Source organism: Kribbella pratensis (genome assembly GCF_004366075.1).
GTDB classification, from domain to species: Bacteria; Actinomycetota; Actinomycetes; order Propionibacteriales; family Kribbellaceae; genus Kribbella; species Kribbella pratensis.
This window is the reverse complement of record NZ_SODU01000002.1, coordinates 1455595-1477162: the sequence shown is the minus strand read 5'-3', so window position 1 is coordinate 1477162 and position 21568 is coordinate 1455595. Positions and strand designations below refer to the sequence as shown.

Sequence of the window (21568 nt, the reverse complement as noted above, 5' to 3'; positions counted from 1 at the left end):
GCCCACTACGGTGCGAGCTCCCGCGATCTCCAGTTGTCACCGCACACCCTAGGCCATGCCATGGACGGGGCCTGTAAGTTCTAGAGATGCGAGATCTTGTGTATCCGCCCGTCGTCGCTTTCGCGAAGACCGCGTTCAAGGTGCTGGACCTGAAGATCCGTCGGACCGGGATCGAGCACGTGCCGCGCACCGGCGGGGCGCTGATCGCGCTCAACCACATCAGCTACGTCGACTTCATCCTCGGCGGGTACGGCGCACTTCCGGCCAAGCGGCTCGTCCGGTTCATGGCGAAGGAGGTGCTGTTCCGCAACCGGTACTCCGGCCCGTTGATGCGCGGAATGCATCACATCCCGGTGGACCGGGACGCGGGTGCCGCGTCGTACCAGCACGCCCTGGACCATCTCGCCGCGGGCGAGGTCGTCGGCGTGTTCCCGGAGGCGACGATCAGCCGGTCGTTCGAGCTCAAGGAGTTCAAGTCCGGCACGGTGCGGATGGCGGCGGAGGCCGGCGTACCGGTGCTGCCGATGATCCTGTGGGGCACGCAGCGGATGTTCACCAAGGACCACCCGCGGGACTTCACCCGGCACCGGCCGATCTCGATCAGCATCGGCGCGCCGATCACCGTGACGCGTGACGACGACCCGGCCGAGGCGACCGCGCACCTACGGTCCACGATGGCGGGGATGCTGGACGAGACGATCCGCGCCTACCCCGAACAACCGGCCGGTGCCTGGTGGTTGCCGGCCGCGTACGGCGGCAGCGCGCCGACTCCCGAGGAGGCCCAACGGCTGGACGCCGAGGAACTCGCCCGGCGGGCAGCGAAACGTCAGTAAACCGGACCAGACCTTGACCCTCGGGCCGGTACGAGGGTACGAAGTCTGTCGTTGACGGAACAGGAACCTGGGGGGTCCCTGTGCGGCGGGCGGCTGCGGTGGCTCGCGTACTAGAGCTGGCGGGGATGGTTTTGTTCGATTCATCGGAAGAACTGCACTTGTTCGACCCGGGGGCGCTGACACCCGCCCCGCACGTGTCCGAGCACATCCCGGACGCCGGGGCGTTCTTCGTCGACTGGGCGACTCGCGGGCTGTCCGCGGAGCGCGCCCGGGAGATCGAGTCGGCAGTGAACGGCCGGCGCAACCAGAACGGCTGGTTCCCGCTCGAGTCGCTGGACACCATCGGCCGCAAGGGGTTCTGGCGTGGCCCACTGACCTATCTGGCCCGGATGACGGCCGACGACGCGCGGATCGTGCAGGTGTGGGCCACGGACGGCCTTGGTGGCAACCAGGCGAGCCGCATCGAGGCGACCGTCGACCACCTGCTCCACCAGCAAGGCCACGCGGCCGCGGCCACCTGGGCGGTCGCTGTCCGCCCACGCACCTACCTGGACCCAGAGGTCCTCGGCGACCGCCTCCTGGCCGCCTGGGAGTACAACCTCGGCTCCATCCGCGCCAAGGACGTGGCCAAGTCCGTACGCCGCTGGAACCGCTAAAAGACCGCTGTACGACGGGCAGCCGCCAGACCGCCCGTCGTACAGCTCAATGGAACTGCGGGATGATCAGGTACAGCCCGTAGAGGACTGCTGCCAGACAGGCCGCGAAACACAGTGCAGCCACACCTGTGTCCACGAAGGACGGTTGCCGCTTCTCGTCAATCGCCACGGCCCGCCGCGACATAGCGGTCACACCGAACGCGAACAGCACCGCCAGGCAGACACCGAAGAGCAGGCTGACCAGTGCGACCTCACCGAGGGCACTCCAGTTGATATGCATCGCCGTACTCCTCTCAGGCCGCAGCGGCGGTGGTGGACGGTGTGGTGGAGCTCGGGTACTCGTTGACGTTCTCGGAGGTCACCGGGCGGCGCCGGGACGCGGCGTAGATGCCGCCACCGGCCGCGACCGCGAGGACCGCGATGATGACGACACCGAGGTTGCCGGAGTCGGCGACCCGGCCGGACAGCGCACCCACGATCGCAGCGGCCGGCAGCGTCAGCAGCCAGGCCACGGCCATCCGGCCGGCGACGGTCCAGCGCACCTCGGCCAGCCGCTTGCCGAGGCCGGCGCCGAGGATGCTGCCGGAGCAGACCTGAGTGGTGGACAGCGGGAAGCCCAGGTGGGACGACGCCAGCAGCACGGCGGTCGAGCTCGTCTCCGCGGAGAAGCCCTGCGGCGACTCGATTTCGGCCAGGCCCTTGCCCATCGTCCGGATGATCCGCCAGCCGCCCAGGTAGGTGCCCGCCGCGATTGCCAAGCCGGCCGCCAGGATCACCCACAGCGGCGGCCGCGACCCGGAGGCGAGGCTGCCGGAGGTGATCAGCACCAGCGTGATGACGCCCATCGTCTTCTGCGCGTCGCCGGTGCCGTGCGCGAGCGAGACCAGCGACGCGGACGCGATCTGCCCGGCCCGGAACCCGTCGTCGACCGACTTCTTCCGCGCCCGTGCGGTGATCTTGTAGGCCAGGTAGGTCCCGAGCAGCGCGACCGCACCGGCCACCACCGGGGCCGCGATCGCCGGGACGATGATCTTCTGGACGACGGTGCCGAAATGTACGGCGCTGCTCCCGGACGCGATCCAGGTGGCGCCGATCAGGCCGCCGAACAGCGCGTGCGACGAGGAGCTCGGCAGACCGAGGTACCAGGTCAGCAGGTTCCAGAGGATCGCTCCGACGAGCCCGCCGAAGATCACCGGCACGGTCACCTTGGCGTCGTCCACGATGCCGCTGGAGATGGTCTTGGCCACCTCGGTGGAGATGAAGGCGCCGACGAGGTTCAGGACGGCGGACAGCGCGACCGCGATCTTCGGTTTCAGGGCGCCGGTGGCGATCGAGGTCGCCATCGCGTTGGCGGTGTCGTGGAACCCGTTGGTGAAGTCGAACACCAGCGCGGTGACGATCACCACGACGACGAGGAACGAAAGGTCCATAGCGACCACTTCCCTAGCGCGGACGATCGGCGGCGTCGATCGACCGTAGGCCGGGTGGGTGAACTCGAAATGAACCGGTTCGGGAGATTACTCGAGGATCAGGTGGGCCAACCAGTAGACGCCGGCGGCGACGATGCCGGCGGCGGGGATGGTCAGGATCCACGCGGTGACGATGCCCTTGGCGACGCCCCAGCGCACGGCGGACAGGCGCTTGGTAGCGCCGGCGCCCATCACCGCGGAGGTGATCGTGTGGGTGGTGGAGACCGGGGCGTGCAGGCCGATCGCCATCACGTACAGCACGGTGGCGGCGACCGCCTCGGAGGCGAACCCGCGAGCCGGGTCGAGGTGGATGATCCGGCGGCCGAGGGTCCGCATGATCCGCCAGCCGCCGGAGTACGTGCCGAGCGAGATCGCGGTCGCGGCCGAGATCTTCACCCACAGCGGAATGCCGTCGCCCTTCTGCACGTGGCCCGTGGTGAGCAGCGCCAGGAAGATCACGCCCATCGTCTTCTGCGCGTCCTGCAGACCGTGCCCGAGCGCCATCGCGGCCGCCGACACCGACTGCGCCATCCGGAAGCCGCGAGTGGTCTTGCCCGGGTTCCGGTGCCGGAACAGCCAGAGGATCGCGATCATCAGCAGGAACGCGCCGAAAAAGCCGACAGCCGGCGACAGCACCATCGGGATGACGACCTTGTCGACGATGCCGGACCACAGCACCGTGCTGGTCGAGGCCAGGCCGGCCCCGACCAGGCCGCCGATCAACGCGTGCGACGAGGAGCTGGGCAGGCCGAAGTACCAGGTGATCAGGTTCCAGGTGATGGCGCCGATCAGGGCCGCGATCACGATGACCAGGCCGTGCTGACCGGCCGGTGCGGTGATGATGCCCTTGCCGATCGTCTCGGCCACCTCGGTGCCGGCCAACGCGCCGAGGAAGTTGCACGCCGCGGCCAGCACCAGCGCGACCCGCGGCGTCAGCGCCCGGGTGGACACCGACGTCGCGATCGCGTTGGCGGCGTCGTGGAAGCCGTTGGTGTAGTCGAACGCGAGCGCGATGACGACGACGGCGATGACGAGCGTGAACTCCACGCTCAGCTCTCCTTGACGGCGATCTGCTCGACCGTGTTGGCGACGTGCTCGAAGGCGTCGACCGCCTCCTCCAGCAGGTCGACCACGGTCTTGAACTTCATCACCGTCAGCGCGTCGAACTCGCCGCTGAACAGCTTCGCGATGAGCCGGCGGTGGACCGCGTCACCGGTGTTCTCCAACCGGTTGATCTCGATCCAGTACTCCGCCAGGTCCTTCATGGTCCGCAGCTTGGGCATGTTCTCTGCGGTCAGCTGGGCGGCCCGCTGCAGCACCTCGATCTGCTCGGCCACCTCCTCCGGCAGCTTCTCCAGGTTGAACAGGTGGACGGCGTCGACGGCCTCCTCCATGAAGTCCATGACGTCGTCGAGGTCGGAGGCCAGCCGGTAGATGTCCTCGCGGTCGAACGGCGTGACGAAGGTGGAGTTGACTCGGCGGATGATCGAGTGGGTCGTCTCGTCAGCCGCATGCTCCGCGTCCTTCATCTGGGCAGCGATCTGGTGGCTGGACGAGAGCCCGGTCCCCGCCGTACTGCCGAGCAATTCCGCCAGGATCCGCGATCCCTCGACGAGGTGGTTCGCGGACTCGGTGAAAAGGTCGTAGAACGTCGGGTCGTTCGGACGCAGACGTAACGGCACTTCAAGCTCCGGATGAACGAGGGACAAACCGTGAACATGCTAGGGGGAACCAGCGGTTGACGCGGCATCCGCCCCGATCAACGTAGCGCGTCGGGGTGAACCGCGTTTCCGCGGCGCACGGCTAGTAACCGATCGGTTTCAGCGTGTGATCACGGCGTACAGGTCGAAGAGCCCGACCACGAGCACCAGACCGGCCGCGACCCGGAGCACGTTCTGGTGGCCCAGAGCATGGACCGCACCTCCCTTGGTACGGCGGTAGACGGCGCTCACCGCCGCCCAGCAGGCCATCGACAGCACGAGAACAACGATCCCGAGACCGGTCCGGACGTCCGACGAGCCGTGGCCGGAGGCAAGTAGCAGGACGCCGTTGGCAATCAGTCCGAGCGCCGTACGCCGCCACGCGAGCAGGGTTCGCTCCGGCTGGCGGCCTGGATCCGGTGTGCTCATCGCCACATTCACCGCCAGAGCGAGAACAGCAGGCCGATCAGGCCGACCACGGCGATCGTTGCTCCGAGCATCAACGGCAACTTGGTCACGGGGAGTGCGCCGCCGCGACGGATCGCGGTCAGGTTGAGCTGCCAGCGCCGGAACGCTCCTGCGGTCGTGACGATTCCGGCGATCACCAGGACGATGCCGATGATCCGGGCCGGCCAGCGGTCCGGCCCGAGATCGAGGAACTGGACCGCGGACAGTCCGCCGGCGTAACAGGCGAGGGAGGTCCGCAGGTACGCCAGGTAGGTGCGTTCGTTCGCCAGGGTGAAGCGGTAGTCGGGCTCGTCCTCCGTCATCCGCAGCTCACCAGGCCGTGGTCCTGTTTCAGTATCAGCACACGGCGCACGCTACTCGTCAGCTGCGCAGCGAAGGACTCGTCCTGCTCGGCCTTGGCAACCAGCGCCGACACCATCTCCCCGGTCAGCCCGGCCTTGGCGTTGATGACAATGTCGCCTCCGGCCGCCACGAACCGCGTGGCGCGGTCACCGGCCGGAACCGCGGCGACCTCCGCCGCGGCGCCGACGTCGTCGGTGATCACGACTCCACGCCAGCCGAGATCGCCGCGCACCATGCCCTGGATGACGGTCGGCGAGAACACCGCGCGGTTCTTCGGATCGATCTTCGTGTACGTCACGGTCGAGATCATCACCATCGACGTACCGGCCTTGATCCCGTCCGCGAACGGCTGCAGGCCGGCGTCGCCGCGGACGGTGACGTTGTCGACGACCCCGGAGGAGAAGTCGGTGTTGCCGCGCACGCGCCCGAGTCCAGGGAAGTGCTTGACCGACGTCGCGATCCCCGCGTTGCGCATGCCCTGGACGAACGCTTCTACTCCCTGACCGGCCTCCTCGGGCGTGTCGCCGTACTCACGGTCCAACTGGCCGATCGGTGCGTTCTGCGACTTGAGCGAGCTGGGTACGACGTCGGCGACCGGCGCGAGGTCGACGTTGATGCCGGCTTCCTTGAGCTGACTGCCCCAGTGCTCGGCCTGTGCGGTGAGCTTGGAGCTCGACCAGGTGCCCTGCACCGTGGCCGCCGGGATGCGGTCGAACCCGGAGCCCTTGAGGCGCTGGATCTGGCCGCCCTCCTGGTCCGCGGCGATCAGCGGGCGGACGCCCTTCACCGTCGCGGCCGTGTTCACCGCGGCCATCGCCGTACGGGTGTGCGAGAGGCTGCCGCCGGCGCCGATCAGGAACACGCTGCCGGACTTCTCCTGCCGTACGACGGCACGCTGGGCGGATGTCATACCGGTGGAGTTGATCCCGGTCATGATCAGCTGCGCGGCCTTCTCTCGCAGGGTCAGGGCCTGCAGCTTCTGGTCGACGCAGCCCGCCGCGCTGGACGGCGGTTTCGAGGTCGGCGGCTCGGCCGGAGTCGCTGTGTCGCTGGGCGTATCCGTGGGTGTGTCTGTAGGTGTATCGGTAGGTGTGGCCGCCGGAGAGCTCGGGCCGGTCACCGAGATCGAGGACGACGGCGCTGTGCTCGGCCCGGCGGTCGGGGAACCACTGTCACCACAGCCGGTCGCGGCGAGGGCAGTCAGCGCGATCAGCGTGACCGGACGCCTCATCTCAGTTTCGCTCCCACGCCGCGCGGTCGATGGTGTCACCGGAATGCCGGGCCAGTGTCGCGCAGACGTCGTACAGGTGCTCGACCTGCTCGGGGCTGAGCGCGTCGAAGATCGCCTTGCGGACCTCCTCGACATGACCGGGTGCCGTGTCGACCAGCTTCTGCCGGCCGAGCTCGGTCAGGATCGCGACCTGGCCGCGACGGTCGGACTCGATGCCCTCGCGCTTCACCCAGCCGTTCTGCTCGAGCCGGTTGACCGCGTGCGAGAGCCGGCTGCGGGAGCCCTGGGTGGCGACTGCGAGTTCACTCATCCGCAGCCGGTTGGCAGGCGCCTCGGACAGCCGGACGAGAATCTCGTAGTACGTGTGCGGAATTCCGGCGTCGCGCTGCAGTTGCTGCTCGATCCGGCTGCTCACTACGCGCTGCGCCGCGATGTACGCACGCCAGGCCTGCGCCTCTGTCTGGTCCAGCCACCGGGGTTCCGCCATCCACGCAGCGTACTGGTTCACCGAGCCGGATCAGCAGTACGGCGGCCGCACACACCAGCATGCCGGCGACGGCGAGCGCGCCGATCGTCTCGTGGAACAGCAGGAACGCGAACACCATCGTGGTCGGCGGCACCAGATAGAGCAGCGAACTGATGCGCGTGGCGCCGGAGAGCTTGAGGTTGACCAGGTACAGCCCCCAGCCGCCGCCGGTTGCCAACAGCACCAGCCAGAGCACCGCCCCGTAGAAGCCCGGCTGCTCAGGCACGGTCAGTCGCTGGGTCGACGCGGCCAATGCGGTGAAGAGGACTGCTGACACGAGGCTCTGGATCGCCAGCGCGTCCAGCGAGTTCGTCGCCGGCTTTCGATGGCGATCCAGGCAGGTCCCCGCGACCAGGCCGAGCAGACCGCTGATCGGGACCAGGAAGAGGAGCGGTGAACCGTGGCCCGCACCGAGGTCGTCGGCCACGACCAGACCGACGCCGAGCAGACCGAGGAGCAGTCCCAGCCATTGGCGCCCGCTGACCCGTTCCCCGAGCAGCGGCCCCGCGACGGTCGCGATCAGGATCGGCTGGAGCGATCCGATGAGTGCGGTGACGCCGGCCGTGATGCCGTGCTCGATTCCGGTGAAGATCAGGCCCAGGTAGACGAACTGGGTGAGGACCGCCATCCACACCTGGCTCACGAGGTCCCGGCGGGAGATCCGCGGCCGCCGGACCGCCAGCACCGCGGCGGCGATCGCGCCCGCGACCAGGAACCGCCAGGCGAGCAGGTCGAACGCGTTCGTGTACTGCGTCCCCCAGCGCGCGCCGATGAAGCCGCAGCTCCAGAACACGACGAACCCGGTCCCGGCAGCCAGCGTGAGCGCCCTGTGCTTGGTCATGGAAGACGGTAACCATACCGGTCGGTATACTGTCAGTATGCTCGACCACCAGGTGAGACTGATCGTGGACCGCGAGGACCGCGCGGCGCCCCGGCTGACCCCGGCCGGCGAGCGCATCCTGGCGGCCGCGTCGACGCTGTTCTACGAGCAGGGGATCCGGACCATCGGAGTCGATGCGATCGCCGCGGCCGCGGACGTGACGAAGAAGACGTTGTACGACCGTTTCGGGTCGAAGGATCGGCTGATCGCGGCGTACCTGGAGGAGCGGGACCGCGCCTGGCACCGATTCCTGGACGAACAACTCGCCGCGCGGAATCCGGCCACGCCCGAGGCGGTGATCCTGGTGCTGTTCGCCGCGCTGACGGACTGGCTGGCCGGATCGCGCAACGGGTGCGGATTCATCAACGCGAGCGTGGAGCTGGCCGCGCCGGACCATCCGGCGATGCCGGTGATCGTCGGCCAGAAGCGATGGATGCGGTCCGAGTTCGAGGCGCAGGCGAAGGCCGCGGGACTCGCGGACGCGGGTGAGCTGGCCGATCGGCTGCTGTTGCTCCACGAGGGCGCGCTGGTCAGCTACCGGGTCGCGGCGATGACCTCGGCGCCCGAGGTCGCGGCTCGCGCGGCCGCCGATCTGCTGGCCGGGTGGCCTCGGGTCTAGGTGTTGTCCGGCTAGGTGTTGTCCGGCTAGGTGTTGTCCGGCTAGGTGTTGTCCGGCTAGGTGTTGCTCCGCCTGGTGATGGTCAGACCGACGAGGCGGGACACGACCATGGCGACGTACGCGAGGCCGGCGAGCTGTTCGAGCATCACGACCGAGCGTCCCCAGGACGTGATCGGGACGATGTCGCTCAGTCCGGTGCTCGACAGCGTGGTGAAACTCAGGAACAGCAGTTCCATCCAGGTGCGATCGTTGGCTGGGTCAACGGCTGCGGTGAAGCTGCCTGGGACCAGGACCTGGACGAACACGTACAGGTAGGCAAAACCCCAAGCCACCAAGGTGAACGTGGCACCCGTCGCGAAGAGTTCGTCGACGCTGACCTCGTGGTCGGAGAGCATGTAGCGGAGCAGGCAGTACGCCGCGTAGAAGTAGAACGCCGCGTGCAGGGCGCCGGAGATCGCGACGACCGGTTCGGTCGGGTTGAACGCGTCGAGCAACGACAGCGCCACCGCCGGGAGGCCCAGGCAGACGCTGACCCAGGTGAGTCCTGGGGTCGCGCGGACGGAGAAGACCGCGAGTACCAGTACGACGATGCCGAGGATCTCGAACGCGACACGGCCGGAGCGTGATCCTTCCATCGCCGGATACACGAGTACGCCGAGCAGTTGCACCACGAGCAGCACCGCGGACGGGTTCCGCCTGGCGTGGCCAAACACGCTGGTCATGCCTGCTCCCGGGAGGCGATGATCGCTGCGCGGCGGGCCAGCCGGTGACTCCGGCGGATCTCGGCCTCGCGCAACCGCCGGCGGTCCTCGTCCGTCTCCGGAACCGCCTGCGGCACCTGCCGCGGCTTCCCGTCCTCGTCGACCGCCACGAACACCAGGTACGCCGACGCCACGTGCACCTGCGGACCGACCGCATCCCACCGATCCGCGGTGATCCGTACGCCGACCTCCATCGAGCTCCGCCCGGTCCAGTTCACCTGCGCGCTGAAGTGCACGACATCACCGACCCGTACCGGGACCAGGAACACCATCTCGTCCATCGACGCTGTGACCGCGGCCCCGCCGGAGTGCCGCGCCGCGACCACACCGGCCACCGAGTCGACCAGCGTCATGATGACGCCGCCGTGCACTGTACCGAGCAGGTTCGCCTCGTTCTGCGCGGTGATGTGCGACAACGACAACCGCGTCTCCGAGATCGGCCGCGACAACAGGCTGCTGGTCATACAACTCCTCGACTAACTCCAACTGAACCTGCCGCAGCGTATCCCGCCCCAAAAGCTCGCCCGCCCCAAACCACGACGACCGGTTATCCCCTCGCGTGAACCCGCAACGCGAGGGGATAACCGGCGTTTGTGTCCGATCCGTGGATGGTGGTTTGCGGAACAAATGTGCCAGCCGGTGACGAAAATGTTCCGGGAAGCGTGCGTCCGGGGTCGGGCGCGTGAGGCCGAGTAAAGGTGACTTGGGGAGGATCCTGTCCCGATTCGGGGAAACAATCCTCCCCAGATCCGGCGCCTGGGCGCCTGGCCGGCGAGCAAGGGGCAGCAGGACATACGTCGCGGCGGGCCGTGCGGTGAGCTGGCCGCGCCTGACCACGACCACCCACGGATCAGGTCACAAGAGCCGGATAACCCGTCGTCTGCTCGACGGTCGGTCGCGGACCGGCGGGACGACGGCGGCGAGTGGGGACAGGGGCTGGCGACTGGGGACAGGCAATAGCAGGTTCCGACCCACCATTACCTGTCCCATGACCACGGATGGGCTGATCACCGGCCACCCATCGGACAGGAGCCGGATAACCGGGTCTTCTTGCCTGCGGCGCGACGCCCACTTGTCCACAGGGCTGGATTGGTGTGCTCGGCGACGGCTCGATCCTCGTACTTTCTCTGCCGACAAGGAGGACCGACGATGCCCATCGACACCACCGAACATGCCCAAGGCAACAACTCCCCGCACTCCAGCTGTCCCGACCTGGTGCTGCCGCCGCTGTCCAGGCGGCAGGCCGATCGGCTCGTGCATCTCGCGTTGCGGACGGCGGCCGACCTCGGCCTCGCCGTCAGCTACCAGGGCGGCGCCGCGCTCGTGCCCACCGACAGATCCGCCGACAACCCGGTGCTCGGGCTCAGCAACCTCGCGCGCATCCTCGCCCACTTCGACGAGGACCGCTGGCCGGTGCTGATCGAGGAACACTTCCGCCAACTCCTGGAGCAGCTTCGCCAAGGACCACCGAAACCGCCGGACGATCCCGAGCGCGAGCTGATCCAACGGCTCGTCCCTCGCGACGCGCTGCCGCCCGACTGGACAGCCGACCGCCCCGATTTCCTCCCCGGTCTGATCTCTGTCCCGTGCGCGGAGGCCGACGGCATCGTGACCATGTACCTGGAGCCGGCCGACCTGAACCTCACCTGGTCGGACGCCGAACGCTTCGGCCTCGCCAACCTCCGCCGCCTCGAGGACCAGGTCGAGTACGTCGATCACGACGACCTCCGCATTGCCTTCGTCTCCGGGACCGCCTTCGCGGCCTCTCGTGCGCTGGTCCTCGACACCGTCCTGCGTGAGTCTTTGCACATCGAGCACGCACCCCATGGTGTGCTCGCCGCGGTCCCGGCCCGGGACACGCTGCTGCTCCACGTGATCGAGGGCCTGACCGTCATCCCGGCGCTCGGCGTCCTGCTGAACGTCGCCGCCCGCTGCTACGCCCGTGATCCCGGCCCGCTGTCACCGGAGGTCTATCTGGTGACCCCCGACTTCACCTGGCACCCTGCCACGACCGCCCTACCCGACCACACGCCACTGCGGCTGTCCCCAGAGCTCGAGACACTCACCAAGCTCCTCGCGACCCGGGAGGCAACACCTGAGTCCCGCGGATGAGGTGCCCGGAGCAACTACCAGGATCCAGGAGCCCTATTCACCAGGAGGTGTGAAATGCCCAGGCCAGTCGGAGTAGCGGATGCGGGTGATCGAGCGGACCTCGCCGATCGTGGACCACTCGTCCTTGCCGAGCCGGGCGAGCGGGCGCAGGCGCCGGACGTCGGGGTGGTCGCCGTCCAGGACGGCGGCGTCGATCGCGAGGTGCCGGACCTGACCGATGACGAGGGTGCAGTCGCCGAGTTCGAGGGTGGTGTGCAGCGTGCACTCGATCGCCACCGGCGACTCCGCGACCCGCGGTACGGCGACCGTCCGGGACGGCTCGGTCGTCACCCCGATCGCCTCGAACTCGGAGACTTCCGCCGGGAAGTTCGTCCCGGAGGCGTTCACCTGTTCGTAGAGCGGCTCGGCGGCGAAGTTCACCACGAACTCGCCGGTCGCCTCGACGTTGTTCAGGCTGTCCTTGCGCCCCACCGAGGTGAACTGCACCATCGGCGGCTGCACGGACGAGACGGTGAAGAACGAGTGCGGCGCCAGGTTCAGCACGCCCTCGGCGGATCGGCTCGACACCCACGCGATCGGGCGCGGCACGACCACGGAGTTCAGCAGCGCATAGAACTCCCGCCGCCCGACGGTCTCCGGATTCACATCGACACGCACGCCCGCAGTACATCAAACTCGGTGGATGCCGCCGTACCCCGCCTCGCGGATGTGGGCGGCGGTTCGCGCGGACGACGGAGATGTGGATTGGCTGCGGAGCTCGACTTCCTGGACCAGGTGGCTGCTGTGGCGCGGCGGCACGGCGTCGGCCCCGGTGAGCTGAAGGAGGTCGCCGGCGGGGTGGCCAACCGGGGCTTCGTGCTCGGGGACGAGCTGTTCCTGCGGGTGTGCCGACCCGGGTACGAGGCCGATCTGCTGAAGGAGACGCACGTCGTGCCGGCTGCTCGGTCCGTCGGGGTGCTGACACCCGCGATCGTGGAGTACGACGACAGCCGCCGCCTGATCGCTGCGCCGTACGCGGTGATGGAGCGAGTACACGGCACCGAGCCCACCGAACTCCCCACGGCCCTCGCCGAACAACTAGCCCGCCTCCACCAACTCAAACGGGCCCCAGAATCCACACCAAACCGCGCGAAGCCGGCCAGCGCAGAGTCCGCGGGCCCAGAGTCGGGCGGCGCAGAGCCCGCACGTGCGGAGTCGCGCAGCGCGGAGTCGAGCCGCGCAGAGTCGGGCCGCGCAGAGCCCGCCGGTGCGGTATCGAGCGGCGCGGAGTCGAGCGGCGCCGAGCCCGTCGGCGCGGAGTCGAGCCACGCGGCGTCGGGCTGCGCGGGGTCGGGCTGTGCAGAGTCGGGCGGGGCGGGGGGTGGACTGGTGGGGGTGGGGCTCTTGGGGGTGGTTGAGGATGGGTGGGGGGATCCGTGGCGGACGATCGACGAGCTTGCTGAGCGCGGGTACGTCGATCCGGGGACAGCGAGTTGGCTGACCGGGTGGTTCACGCGGCTGGCGGAGCACATCGACGGGAGCCGGCCGAATGTGCTGATCCACGGAGATGTTGCCGCTCACAACCTTCTCGCCGGTCCGGACGGAGACCTCCGCGCGCTCATCGACTGGGGCGACGCAGCCTGGGCGCCACCGGCCATGGACTTCGCGAAGCTCCCGTTGACCCAGGTCGCCGCGCTCCTCCCGGACTATCTCCGACACGCCCACTCACCAGAGTCCGAGGAGGAGTTCGCCGCAGCCGTCCTCTGGTTCCACCTCTTCTGGGCCCTCGCCAAACTCCCCGCCGCCCCTTGGCCCGGCCAACGCCACTGGACCGCGCCCACCACCAGCCGCTTGCTCAACATCCTGCACTTCTTCACCACCTCTCCCCCGGCACCCTGGTCCGGACTCACCTAGGGCAACGGCTGTGACTAGCAGGTGGAAGCAAGTTCAGCCGTCTCGGCCCTGCCAGGTGGTCACACAGGCTTCGTTCCCCTCCAGGTCGGCAAGCACCCAGAAAGCGGGGGCACGCGTCGCGGATACAAGCCGGCCCCCGGCCGCCAGTGCGGTCTCGATGCGCCGCGGTGCCTCGTCGTGCGGAACGCAGATGTCGAAGTGGATGCGATTGCGCTGCGGGCGCGGCTCGTCCATCTGCTGGAACCAGATGGCCGGGCCCTGCCCGACCGGGTCGACGAGCGGATCCTCCGGTCCCTCGGCACCCGCCTCACCGGTGTAGCCCAGCACTGCCTTCCAGAACGGCCGAATCCCGGCGATGTCCAGGGCATCAATAGCGATCTCCAGAAGCTGGACGGATCGTGGTGCCGCCGTTCCGATTTCGGGTTCCGTCAGAAACCCGGACCTGTCCGCGGTGGCGGAGATCCGAAGCGCGAGTTCGACATCCCGGGTGGTGACCGCTGCGTGCTGCAACGACTGCAGAGTGAACACGACCCGATCGGGGCGGGCATCGACCCGAAGGTGCCCGTCGGCGTCGTCGCCGCACACCGCGACAGCGTCCGCGGCCAAGCCGATCGCCCGAGCCAACGACCCGACCGGGACCGAGGTTCGCAAAGTGCCCAGCAAGAAGCGCCACCCAGAGTCCTGGATCGCCTCCGACGCTTCCGGCCGACTCAATATCTGTTCCATAGCCGCATCCTTGCAGCCTCCGCCGTCAGCCCGCCGGCCGCTCCTTCTCAAACAGTCGCGACCAGTCAGAAGGCGGGGTTCTTGGTGTCAGTGATGCGGTTTCTGCTTGAAAACAAGGGGGTTTGCACTTGTTGTGACATGAGGCAGACTGGGGTTCCGTGACTGACTACGAGGCGGCTGCGAGCCGGTACGACGATCAGATGACCTACCGGCGGACGGGCCGGAGTGGACTGCAACTCCCGGCGATCTCGCTCGGGCTGTGGCACAACTTCGGCGACGACAAGCCGTTCACGACGCAGCGGGACATCCTGCGGCGGGCGTTCGACCTCGGCGTCACGCACTTCGACCTGGCGAACAACTACGGCCCGCCGTACGGGTCGGCCGAGACCAACTTCGGGACGCACTTCGCGCGGGACTTCAAGCGGTACCGCGACGAGCTGATCATCTCGACCAAGGCCGGGTACGACATGTGGCCGGGGCCGTACGGTCAGGGCGGCGGCTCGCGGAAGTACCTGCTCGCCTCGCTCGACCAGTCGCTGAGCCGGATGGGCCTGGACTACGTCGACATCTTCTACTCACACCGGTTCGACCCGGACACACCGCTCGAGGAAACGATGGGCGCGCTCGACGCCGCCGTCCGCTCGGGCAAGGCGCTGTACGCCGGCATCTCGTCGTACTCGGCCGACCGGACCCGGGAGGCGGCGAGGATCCTGCAGGAGCTCGGTACGCCGCTGCTCATCCACCAGCCGTCGTACTCGATGCTGAACCGGTGGATCGAGGAGGACCTGCTGGACGCCGTCGGTGAGCTCGGGGTCGGCGTGATCGCGTTCTCGCCGCTGGCGCAGGGCGTGCTCACCGACCGGTACCTGGGCGGCATCCCGTCCGACTCGCGCGCGGCGCAGGGCAAGTCCCTCAACCCGGACTCGCTGACCGAGGAAACGCTCAAGCACGTCCGAGCGCTGAGCGAGATCGCCAAGGAGCGCGGTCAGTCCGTCGCCCAACTCGCGCTCGCGTGGACCCTCCGCGACGACCGCGTCACCAGCGCGCTGATCGGCGCCTCCAGCGTCGCACAGCTCGAGGACAACCTCGCCACGGTCCGCAACCTCACGTTCAGCCAGGAAGAGCTCGACGCCATCGACAAGGACGCCGTCGAGGCCGGTATCAACCTCTGGAAGCGGAGCTCCGACGCCTGAGCCGTCGTACCAGCATCATCCCCAGTACTGCTACCAGCACGGCCGCCCCACCAAGACCAGCTGGACGCCAGTATGACGAAGCGCCCGTGGCAGCTTTGGTTGCCACGGGCGGTTCGTTGGCCGCCGCCGAAGGTCTCGCAGCCGCAGCCTGAACCGCAGTCAGGGTCACGTCGTTGCCGTCGCCACCCCGGTAGGTGACGGCGTACCTCTTCCCGCCCACCGTCACCGCCGTGCCTTCGGCCAATCCCGCGAAGGCACCGGTCACAGGGCCCGAGCCGGCATTGTCGATCAGAGTGATCTGAGAACCCGCACCAATCCCCGCCCTGGCCAACTGCAAGGCCCCGGCGAGTGACACCGCGCCGGCGACCTTCACCGGCTTCCCACTGGCGATCAACCGGCCACCTGAGCTCTGCGCGAAATCCCCATTCACGGTGAACGAACCACCGAGCACGCCGGTGTTCACCAGCTTGCCGCCCTGGACATCACCTGCGAGCGTTGACTTTCCTGCCAGCGTCACGACCGCCCGCCTGCCGGACGTGATCGCCGTACCGGCGACCGTTGTGAGATTGCGAAGCGTCTGGTCTCCGGCTGTGGTCAGGCCCAGCCGAGCCCCGGCGCGGGTGAGCGCGACGGCGCTGCTCGAGCGCAAGGTCCCGGCGGTCAGAACCAGAGTGCCTCGGGAGATCGTGGTCGCGCCTGTGTAGGACAGGTGACCGGTCAGCTGGGTCGTGGCAGCGCCGGCCTGGGTGAACGAACCGCTTCCGCTGATCTTCGACAGTGAGATCGTCTCCCGGGAGTTCCCCACGATCAGTGAACCGTCGTTGACGACCTTGAACAGCTCTGCCTTCGTCAGCAGGCTTCCGTCGCCCTGCGCACCACCGAGCCGGAGTACGGCGCCGCGTTCGATCGTCGTCGAGCCGTCGTAGTACTGGTTCGCCGCGAAGGTCACATCGTTGCCCGGCACACCCTTGATCACGATGTCGCCCGCACCCGGCGCCTTGAGCGTGTCGTGGAAGACACCACCGCCGATCGGCGCACCCAGCGTCACCGGCCCGTCGTACGCGAAGGTGAGCTTCGAACGGGCCCGTGCCGCCAGCAGGTTGATGTAGACCGTGTCCGCCGTACCCGGCATGAAGATCTGATGAGTCGTGCCGTCGCCCCATTGCACGTTGGCGCCCTTGATGTTGGTCCCGCGCTTGTTGCGATCGTGCGGGACCTTCCGCCAGTTGAGCGCCGGGTCGCTCAGCGACGGGTCGGTGTCGCCGCCTCGGTCGGAGTAGCTGTACTGACCGGTGAGCACGACCTTGCTCCCTGGGCGCGACTGCACGTTGATGTCGCTGCCGTACTCACGCTGGTAGAACTTCTGCCGCAGTACGACGGTCTGGTCCAACGGCGTGTCGATCGTCCAGGTCCCCTGGTTGAGGATCGCGCGAGCGTTGGGCAATGCGACCGCGGACTCAGGCTTGCCGGCGGCCGTCCCGGTCCCGTTGTCGATCACTCCCGAGAACGGCTGAGTGCCGACCAGATCGAGCGTGCCCCACAGGAAGCGCGGCTGGGTGACCAGGCCGGAGCCGCTGATCGTGCCGAGATTGAAGGTCCGGGTCAGCGAGAGCCGGAGAGTGCCGTTCACCTCGACGTTGTCCTGGTTGAGCTGGTAGCCGGGCGTGTTGTACGGGAACCGCCCGATCAGCCCGGCGCCGCCGCCGTTCCCGTACTGAAGGGTGGCACCGCGATCGACGATCACCGACGGTGGATCCGGGGTGCGGACGACGACGTACGGGTGATTGCCGCCCAGGATGCTGACGCTCTGCCGCTGACGAGTTTTGGGCAGCGTGAAGTCGCTGTCCTTGGTGAGGACGAGGGTGCCGTGTCCGGTGATCCGCAGCGTGCCCTCGCCGCTGATCACTCCGCCGTACGTCGTCGTTCCGGGCGGAAGCGTGACGACGGCGTCGCCGCTGAGCGTGACATTGCGTCCAGCCAGGATGTCGGGCGTGATGTCGCCGGCCGACGCGGCGGAGCCGGGGTACAGGAGTGTGGCCAGCAGGAGCGGGGTCGCGAGCACCGGGTCAACCTACGCGACCCGGAACCTGGACGGGGTGGCTCACGGATTGCGGACGGGTCGGTTACGGAGCGGGGTGGGACGGTTGCGGATCGGGTGGGATGGGCACACGCTGGAAGGAGACCTTCTGGAGGTGGTTGCCATGACCGCTTCGACGCTCGAAATGGCCCTGACCTACGAACACGCCCGGATTCGGGAGCTGGCCGAGCCGGCTCATCACCGCGACGCTGCGCACCCTGAGCACCGGCATCAGACGGACTGGTTCTACGCGATCGCTGCCCAGCATCTGGCCGCGGCGGAGGACGTACTCCTCCCGCATGTCCGTAAGCTGCCCGACGGGGACGACCTGGTCACCAGGTACGTCGGGAACGCGAAGGAACTGGAACGTTCGCTGCGCTTCCTCAAAGGACGGCAGTACGGCGACAGCCGCTTCGTGGATCTTCACCACCGCGACCTGTGGCAGCAGATCGACCGGCTGCTCGACGAGCACGAGACCATGGAAGCGACGTACAGCCGGCAGATCTCGGAGCAGCTCGACGACCCGGACGTGAACACGCTGACCGAGGACCTGCTGGAGGCGGAGGAGGTGGCGCCGACCCGGGCGCACCCGTACTCACCGCACACCGGCATGACCGGTCGGCTGGCGCACCGTATGTGGCGGATGGCGGACACCGCTTGGGACAGTGCCGAAGGACGCGTTGTACCGACCAAGTACCACGCGCACCCGAAGCGTGACTCCGCGCTCTCCCACTACCTCTACGGCACCCCGATGCCGGAGGAGGAAGAACCCCGCTAGACGACAGAGGCCCGGCCCCGGCGGATGCCTCCGCCGAGGCCGGGCCCGGTCTGCCGGCTCTCACTGCGCCTGGTTGTGGGAGCTGGCGTGGGGTCCCGTCGCCGCTGCGCCTGGTGTGCGGATCCGGGGCCCTGCGTCCTCCCCCGCTGCGCCTGGTGTGCGGGGGAGGACGGTCTGTGAACTAGGTCACCGCAACATCTACCGGTACCCAGCACGTAGTCATTTGAGGCTGTCGATCGCCTTCTTCGCGCCGGGGTGCAGGGGCACCGGGTCGGTCTTGTCGGCGTTCTCGAGCTTGATGCCCTTGGCGGCCGCGTTCACCGCGACCAGCGCATCCATGTTGTCGTAGACAACCTTCGTGAGCTGCTCCGCGAGCTCGTCCTTCATGTCCTTGCGGACCAGCAGCACGTTCGGCACGATGATCGTCGCCACGTCGGCCGGCTGCTTGTACGTCGCTGCCGGGATCGGTGCCTGGGAGTAGATCGAGCCGTACTTCTCCTGCATCTTCGGCAGCAGATCCGCGATCGGCAAGAGCTTGACGCCCTTGCCCATGCTGGTGAACAGGTCGGTGATGCCGCCGGTCGGCAGTCCACCGGACCAGACCAGAGCGTCGATCGACCCGGACTTCATCGCGTCCACCGACTCCGGCAGCCCGAGCCGCTGCGCGGTGACGTCACTGGCCGGGTTGAGGCCGGCCGCCTCGATCAGCCGGCGGGCGATCACCTCGGTGCCGGAGTTCGGCGAACCGGTGGAGACCCGCTTGCCCTTCAGGTCCGCGATCGAGTTGATTCCCGCGGACGTCCGTACGGCGACCTGCGTGTAGTTGTTGTACAGCCGGGTGAGCGCGACCACGTCCTGCTTGGTCTTGAAGCTGTTCACGCCGTTCACGGCGTCCGCCGCGGAGTCACCGAGCGAGAACGCGATGTCGTAGTTCCCGCCGACGAGGCCCTGGATGTTCTGCACCGAGGCGCCGGTCTCGCTGGCCGTCGCGCGGTAGCCGGACATCTTCTGCGAGATCACCGAGGCCAGCGCACCACCGAGCTGGTAGTACACCCCCGTCGTGTTGCCGGTGGCAATCGTCAGCCGGCCGCCGGATCCCGTTCCGGAGCCGGACGGTTCCCGCTGACCGCCGCAGGCCGCCAGCGACACCACGGCGACCAGTGCCACAGCAACAGTTCGGAGTCTCATGAGGCAAGGGTTCCTTCCTCGGCAGAGGTCTGGCGTTGCCGCCGGACCAGATTGATGACGACGGCAACAAGTAGCAAACAGATTCCGGCCGTGATGGTTACGGGCGCGAGGTAGAGCAGCAGTGCGGCGGCCGGTACGCAGATCGCCCGCTCGAGCCAGGTCGCCCGGACGAACACCCAGCCGCCGGTCACGACGGCGAGCGCTGCAACGGCCAGCATCGACACCACCGTGGTCCACACCATGCCGACGAACGAGCCCTGCCCGAGCAGATGCGCGCCGTTGTCGGTGAGCACGAACGCGAACGGCACCAGGAACGCCGGCAGCGTGTACTTCCACGCCTGCCACATGGTCGGTATCACCTTGCCGCCGGTGATCGCGGAGGTCGCCACCGCGGCCAGCGCGGTCGGCGGCGAGACCTCGGACAGTACGGCGTAGTAGAAGATGAACATGTACGCCTCGGGCCGCGTCACGCCGAGGTTGATCAACGCCGGCGCGATGATCACCGCCGCGATGATGAACGAGGCGGTCACCGGCACCGCGAGTCCGAGGATCAGGACGGCGAACCCGGACAGCAGCACGGTCAGGATCAGCACCACCGTGTGGTTGTCGGTCAGCCCGCGCGCCGCGTCGACGATGATCTCCGCCAGGTTCAGTCCGAGACCGGTCTGCGTGGTGACCGCGACGATCACGCCCGCGGTCGCGCAGGTCGCCGCCACCGGCAGCACCGAACGGGTGCCCTGGGCAAGCGCCTTGAACAGCGGCTTCCCGGTCAACCGGTGCTCACGGTCCAGGAACGACAACCCGAACTGGATGATCACCGCGTAGACCACGGCCTTGAACGGCGGTACGTCGACCGCCATGAAGGCGATGATCACGAACAACGACAGGAAGTGGTACCCGAACCGCAGCAGCAACCGCAGCGCGGAGTCCTGAGAGGTCTCCGCCGCCGACGTCTTGTGCTTGCGGGCGTCGATCTCGATCGCGAGCAGGATGCCCAGGTAGTACAGCAGGGTCGGGATCACGGCGAACCCGAGGACCTTCAGGTACGAGACCTGCAGGAACTCCGCGATGATGAACGCGGCCGCGCCGAGGGTGGGCGGGGACAGGATCGCGCCGATCCCTGACGCGGCGAGCATTCCGCCTGCCGGTTCGGCCGGGTACCCGGCCCGGCGCAGGATCGGCCAGGACACGGTGCCGAGCGACACCGCGGTCGCCGTACCGGAACCCGAGACGGTGCCGAGCAGGAAGCCTGCCATCGTGACCGTGCGGCCGGGCGCCGTCCGGCTGCGTTTGAAGACGGCGAACGACAGGTCGATGAAGAACTTGCCCGCACCCGAGTAGTCGAGCACCGCGCCGTAGATGGTGAAGAGCACGATGTACGACGCGGCGACCGTCAACGGCGTCCCGTAGAACCCCGCCGTACCCATCGTGAACTGCGCGATGATCGCGTCGAAGTTGAAGCCCTGGTGTGACAGCGACCAGGTGTAGGGCAGGTAGCCGCCGTAGTACGCGTAGGCGATGAAGACCAGGCTGAACGCCGGAAGCACCCAGCCAGTCGTACGACGGCACGCTTCGAGCAACAGGATCAGCAACACAGCCCCGGCCGCCACGTCCAGCGCGGAAGGAGCCTGCCGGCGCTCGAGGTACCCGTCGAAATCGAAGAGCGGATAGACACACACGGCCAGCGCGACGAGGGCCAGGATCCAGTCCGCCATGCCCGGGTCGTCGTGCGAGCGCGCCTTGAACGGATTGATGAACGCAGGCACTCGAAAACCGCGGTAACACAGCAACGTGATCGGCAGAATCGCTGCGAGAAAGATCACCAGGTAGAACTGCGTGCCCTGTGGTAATGGAGCGAACACCTGCACGAGCACGCCGACGCTGATGATTGCGCACCAGACCGAAATCACCCGGCCCAGGGCAGGCCGAAGCCGCCGAGCGGGCCGTTCCTGCTCGTACTCGGCCAGTTCTTCCTCAGAGGGCACGGTCACGCCACCCCCGCTGCCAACACCGACAGTCATCTACCGGTTCCCTCCTGTGTCCGGAAGGCTAATGTTGCCGAACACTGCGTGGAGTCGCGTGATTACGTCTTTACCAAGATCTGACACATCGGGCC

At 67.9% G+C, this 21568-nt stretch carries 23 protein-coding genes; 7 read left to right on the top strand and 16 right to left on the bottom strand.

Translation table 11 applies throughout. The features are described from left to right. Positions 1 to 86: 86 nt before the first annotated feature. Both EV137_RS22075 and EV137_RS22070 read left to right on the top strand, forming a co-directional pair. Positions 87 to 833, top strand: coding sequence for a lysophospholipid acyltransferase family protein (locus EV137_RS22075; RefSeq protein WP_134130568.1), 747 nt, complete (start codon positions 87 to 89; stop codon positions 831 to 833). A 125-nt stretch (positions 834 to 958) separates the two neighbouring features. Next, entirely contained in the window at positions 959 to 1489 is a 531-nt protein-coding gene (locus EV137_RS22070) for a hypothetical protein (protein ID WP_238175483.1), read from the top strand. A 46-nt stretch (positions 1490 to 1535) separates the two neighbouring features. Here the strand turns inward: EV137_RS22070 and EV137_RS22065 are convergent, their stop codons facing one another. From EV137_RS22065 to EV137_RS22025, 9 genes are all read right to left on the bottom strand, one after another. After that, a complete protein-coding gene (locus tag EV137_RS22065) occupies positions 1536 to 1769 on the bottom strand; it encodes a hypothetical protein (protein WP_134130567.1) in 234 nt (77 codons plus the stop codon). A gap of 13 nt (positions 1770 to 1782) precedes the next feature. Beyond that, positions 1783 to 2919: an inorganic phosphate transporter gene (locus EV137_RS22060; RefSeq protein WP_134003193.1), complete on the bottom strand. Its 1137-nt coding sequence runs from the start codon at positions 2917 to 2919 to the stop codon at positions 1783 to 1785. Positions 2920 to 3006: 87 nt separating this feature from the next. Then, the gene (locus EV137_RS22055; protein WP_134003191.1) at positions 3007 to 4005 is read right to left on the bottom strand and encodes an inorganic phosphate transporter; all 999 of its coding nucleotides are present in this window, start codon (positions 4003 to 4005) and stop codon (positions 3007 to 3009) included. A 2-nt stretch (positions 4006 to 4007) separates the two neighbouring features. Further along, a complete protein-coding gene (locus tag EV137_RS22050) occupies positions 4008 to 4640 on the bottom strand; it encodes a DUF47 domain-containing protein (protein WP_133787172.1) in 633 nt (210 codons plus the stop codon). Between the two features lie 138 nt (positions 4641 to 4778). Then, positions 4779 to 5087: a DUF202 domain-containing protein gene (locus EV137_RS22045; RefSeq protein ID WP_134130566.1), complete on the bottom strand. Its 309-nt coding sequence runs from the start codon at positions 5085 to 5087 to the stop codon at positions 4779 to 4781. Positions 5088 to 5095: 8 nt separating this feature from the next. Beyond that, positions 5096 to 5428: a YidH family protein gene (locus EV137_RS22040; RefSeq protein WP_134003187.1), complete on the bottom strand. Its 333-nt coding sequence runs from the start codon at positions 5426 to 5428 to the stop codon at positions 5096 to 5098. After that, positions 5425 to 6699: a glycoside hydrolase family 3 N-terminal domain-containing protein gene (locus EV137_RS22035; RefSeq protein ID WP_134130565.1), complete on the bottom strand. Its 1275-nt coding sequence runs from the start codon at positions 6697 to 6699 to the stop codon at positions 5425 to 5427. The genes EV137_RS22040 and EV137_RS22035 overlap by 4 nt, the downstream gene beginning before the upstream one ends. 1 nt (position 6700) lies before the next feature. After that, entirely contained in the window at positions 6701 to 7114 is a 414-nt protein-coding gene (locus EV137_RS40670) for a MarR family winged helix-turn-helix transcriptional regulator (protein WP_238157118.1), read from the bottom strand. Then, a complete protein-coding gene (locus tag EV137_RS22025; protein WP_166679968.1) occupies positions 7002 to 8066 on the bottom strand; it encodes a DMT family transporter in 1065 nt (354 codons plus the stop codon). The genes EV137_RS40670 and EV137_RS22025 overlap by 113 nt, the downstream gene beginning before the upstream one ends. A gap of 52 nt (positions 8067 to 8118) precedes the next feature. Between EV137_RS22025 and EV137_RS22020 the strand changes: the two genes are divergently transcribed. Beyond that, positions 8119 to 8724: a TetR/AcrR family transcriptional regulator gene (locus tag EV137_RS22020; RefSeq protein WP_238175482.1), complete on the top strand. Its 606-nt coding sequence runs from the start codon at positions 8119 to 8121 to the stop codon at positions 8722 to 8724. A gap of 56 nt (positions 8725 to 8780) precedes the next feature. On the opposite strand, the gene EV137_RS22015 is transcribed toward EV137_RS22020, so the two are convergent. Together EV137_RS22015 and EV137_RS22010 are read right to left on the bottom strand one after the other, a co-directional pair. Beyond that, on the bottom strand, positions 8781 to 9446 hold the full coding sequence (locus EV137_RS22015) for a potassium channel family protein (protein ID WP_134130561.1): 666 nt from the start codon (positions 9444 to 9446) through the stop codon (positions 8781 to 8783). Beyond that, positions 9443 to 9949, bottom strand: a complete 507-nt coding sequence (locus EV137_RS22010; RefSeq protein WP_134130560.1) for an acyl-CoA thioesterase — start codon at positions 9947 to 9949, stop codon at positions 9443 to 9445. The genes EV137_RS22015 and EV137_RS22010 overlap by 4 nt, the downstream gene beginning before the upstream one ends. Before the next feature lie 685 nt (positions 9950 to 10634). On the opposite strand from EV137_RS22010, the gene EV137_RS22005 reads away from it, so the two are divergent. Continuing rightward, positions 10635 to 11597 (top strand): DUF1444 domain-containing protein, encoded by a 963-nt coding sequence (locus tag EV137_RS22005; protein WP_134130559.1) that lies wholly within the window; start codon positions 10635 to 10637, stop codon positions 11595 to 11597. Between the two features lie 33 nt (positions 11598 to 11630). Here EV137_RS22005 and EV137_RS22000 read toward each other — a convergent pair whose 3' ends face one another. Continuing rightward, entirely contained in the window at positions 11631 to 12254 is a 624-nt protein-coding gene (locus tag EV137_RS22000) for a flavin reductase family protein (protein ID WP_134130558.1), read from the bottom strand. Between the two features lie 87 nt (positions 12255 to 12341). On the opposite strand from EV137_RS22000, the gene EV137_RS21995 reads away from it, so the two are divergent. Continuing rightward, entirely contained in the window at positions 12342 to 13490 is a 1149-nt protein-coding gene (locus EV137_RS21995) for an aminoglycoside phosphotransferase family protein (RefSeq protein ID WP_166679967.1), read from the top strand. 33 nt (positions 13491 to 13523) lie between these two features. On the opposite strand, the gene EV137_RS21990 is transcribed toward EV137_RS21995, so the two are convergent. Further along, entirely contained in the window at positions 13524 to 14216 is a 693-nt protein-coding gene (locus tag EV137_RS21990; protein WP_134130556.1) for a 4a-hydroxytetrahydrobiopterin dehydratase family protein, read from the bottom strand. 200 nt (positions 14217 to 14416) lie between these two features. Here EV137_RS21990 and mgrA point away from each other — a divergent pair, with 200 nt between their 5' ends. Next, the gene (mgrA, locus tag EV137_RS21985) at positions 14417 to 15409 is read left to right on the top strand and encodes an L-glyceraldehyde 3-phosphate reductase (protein WP_238157140.1); all 993 of its coding nucleotides are present in this window, start codon (positions 14417 to 14419) and stop codon (positions 15407 to 15409) included. Here the strand turns inward: mgrA and EV137_RS21980 are convergent. Further along, positions 15378 to 17471, bottom strand: a complete 2094-nt coding sequence (locus EV137_RS21980; protein ID WP_134130555.1) for an autotransporter — start codon at positions 17469 to 17471, stop codon at positions 15378 to 15380. The genes mgrA and EV137_RS21980 overlap by 32 nt on opposite strands. A 139-nt stretch (positions 17472 to 17610) precedes the next feature. Between EV137_RS21980 and EV137_RS21975 the strand changes: the two genes are divergently transcribed. After that, complete coding sequence (locus EV137_RS21975) at positions 17611 to 18264, top strand: hypothetical protein (RefSeq protein WP_134003161.1); 654 nt, start codon at positions 17611 to 17613, stop codon at positions 18262 to 18264. 219 nt (positions 18265 to 18483) lie between these two features. Here the strand turns inward: EV137_RS21975 and EV137_RS21970 are convergent, their stop codons facing one another. Together EV137_RS21970 and EV137_RS21965 are read right to left on the bottom strand one after the other, a co-directional pair. Beyond that, on the bottom strand, positions 18484 to 19452 hold the full coding sequence (locus EV137_RS21970; RefSeq protein WP_134003159.1) for a TAXI family TRAP transporter solute-binding subunit: 969 nt from the start codon (positions 19450 to 19452) through the stop codon (positions 18484 to 18486). Beyond that, positions 19449 to 21473: a TRAP transporter permease gene (locus EV137_RS21965; protein WP_134130554.1), complete on the bottom strand. Its 2025-nt coding sequence runs from the start codon at positions 21471 to 21473 to the stop codon at positions 19449 to 19451. Before EV137_RS21965 ends, EV137_RS21970 begins: the two co-directional genes overlap by 4 nt. Positions 21474 to 21568: the final 95 nt, after the last annotated feature.

Excerpts from the sequence above, each read along its gene's own strand:
- EV137_RS22065 (WP_134130567.1), bottom strand. The coding sequence starts at position 1,769 with ATGCATATCAACTGGAGTGCCCTCGGTGAGGTCGCACTGGTCAGCCTG.
- EV137_RS22005 (WP_134130559.1), top strand. The coding sequence starts at position 10,635 with ATGCCCATCGACACCACCGAACATGCCCAAGGCAACAACTCCCCGCAC.
- EV137_RS22045 (WP_134130566.1), bottom strand. The coding sequence starts at position 5,087 with ATGAGCACACCGGATCCAGGCCGCCAGCCGGAGCGAACCCTGCTCGCG.
- EV137_RS22075 (WP_134130568.1), top strand. The coding sequence starts at position 87 with ATGCGAGATCTTGTGTATCCGCCCGTCGTCGCTTTCGCGAAGACCGCG.
- EV137_RS22060 (WP_134003193.1), bottom strand. The coding sequence starts at position 2,919 with ATGGACCTTTCGTTCCTCGTCGTCGTGGTGATCGTCACCGCGCTGGTG.
- mgrA (WP_238157140.1), top strand. The coding sequence starts at position 14,417 with ATGACCTACCGGCGGACGGGCCGGAGTGGACTGCAACTCCCGGCGATC.
- EV137_RS22070 (WP_238175483.1), top strand. The coding sequence starts at position 959 with ATGGTTTTGTTCGATTCATCGGAAGAACTGCACTTGTTCGACCCGGGG.
- EV137_RS22025 (WP_166679968.1), bottom strand. The coding sequence starts at position 8,066 with ATGACCAAGCACAGGGCGCTCACGCTGGCTGCCGGGACCGGGTTCGTC.
- EV137_RS21965 (WP_134130554.1), bottom strand. The coding sequence starts at position 21,473 with ATGACTGTCGGTGTTGGCAGCGGGGGTGGCGTGACCGTGCCCTCTGAG.
- EV137_RS22015 (WP_134130561.1), bottom strand. The coding sequence starts at position 9,446 with ATGACCAGCGTGTTTGGCCACGCCAGGCGGAACCCGTCCGCGGTGCTG.
- EV137_RS21975 (WP_134003161.1), top strand. The coding sequence starts at position 17,611 with ATGACCGCTTCGACGCTCGAAATGGCCCTGACCTACGAACACGCCCGG.
- EV137_RS21990 (WP_134130556.1), bottom strand. The coding sequence starts at position 14,216 with ATGGAACAGATATTGAGTCGGCCGGAAGCGTCGGAGGCGATCCAGGAC.
- EV137_RS21970 (WP_134003159.1), bottom strand. The coding sequence starts at position 19,452 with ATGAGACTCCGAACTGTTGCTGTGGCACTGGTCGCCGTGGTGTCGCTG.
- EV137_RS22035 (WP_134130565.1), bottom strand. The coding sequence starts at position 6,699 with ATGAGGCGTCCGGTCACGCTGATCGCGCTGACTGCCCTCGCCGCGACC.
- EV137_RS22040 (WP_134003187.1), bottom strand. The coding sequence starts at position 5,428 with ATGACGGAGGACGAGCCCGACTACCGCTTCACCCTGGCGAACGAACGC.
- EV137_RS22010 (WP_134130560.1), bottom strand. The coding sequence starts at position 9,949 with ATGACCAGCAGCCTGTTGTCGCGGCCGATCTCGGAGACGCGGTTGTCG.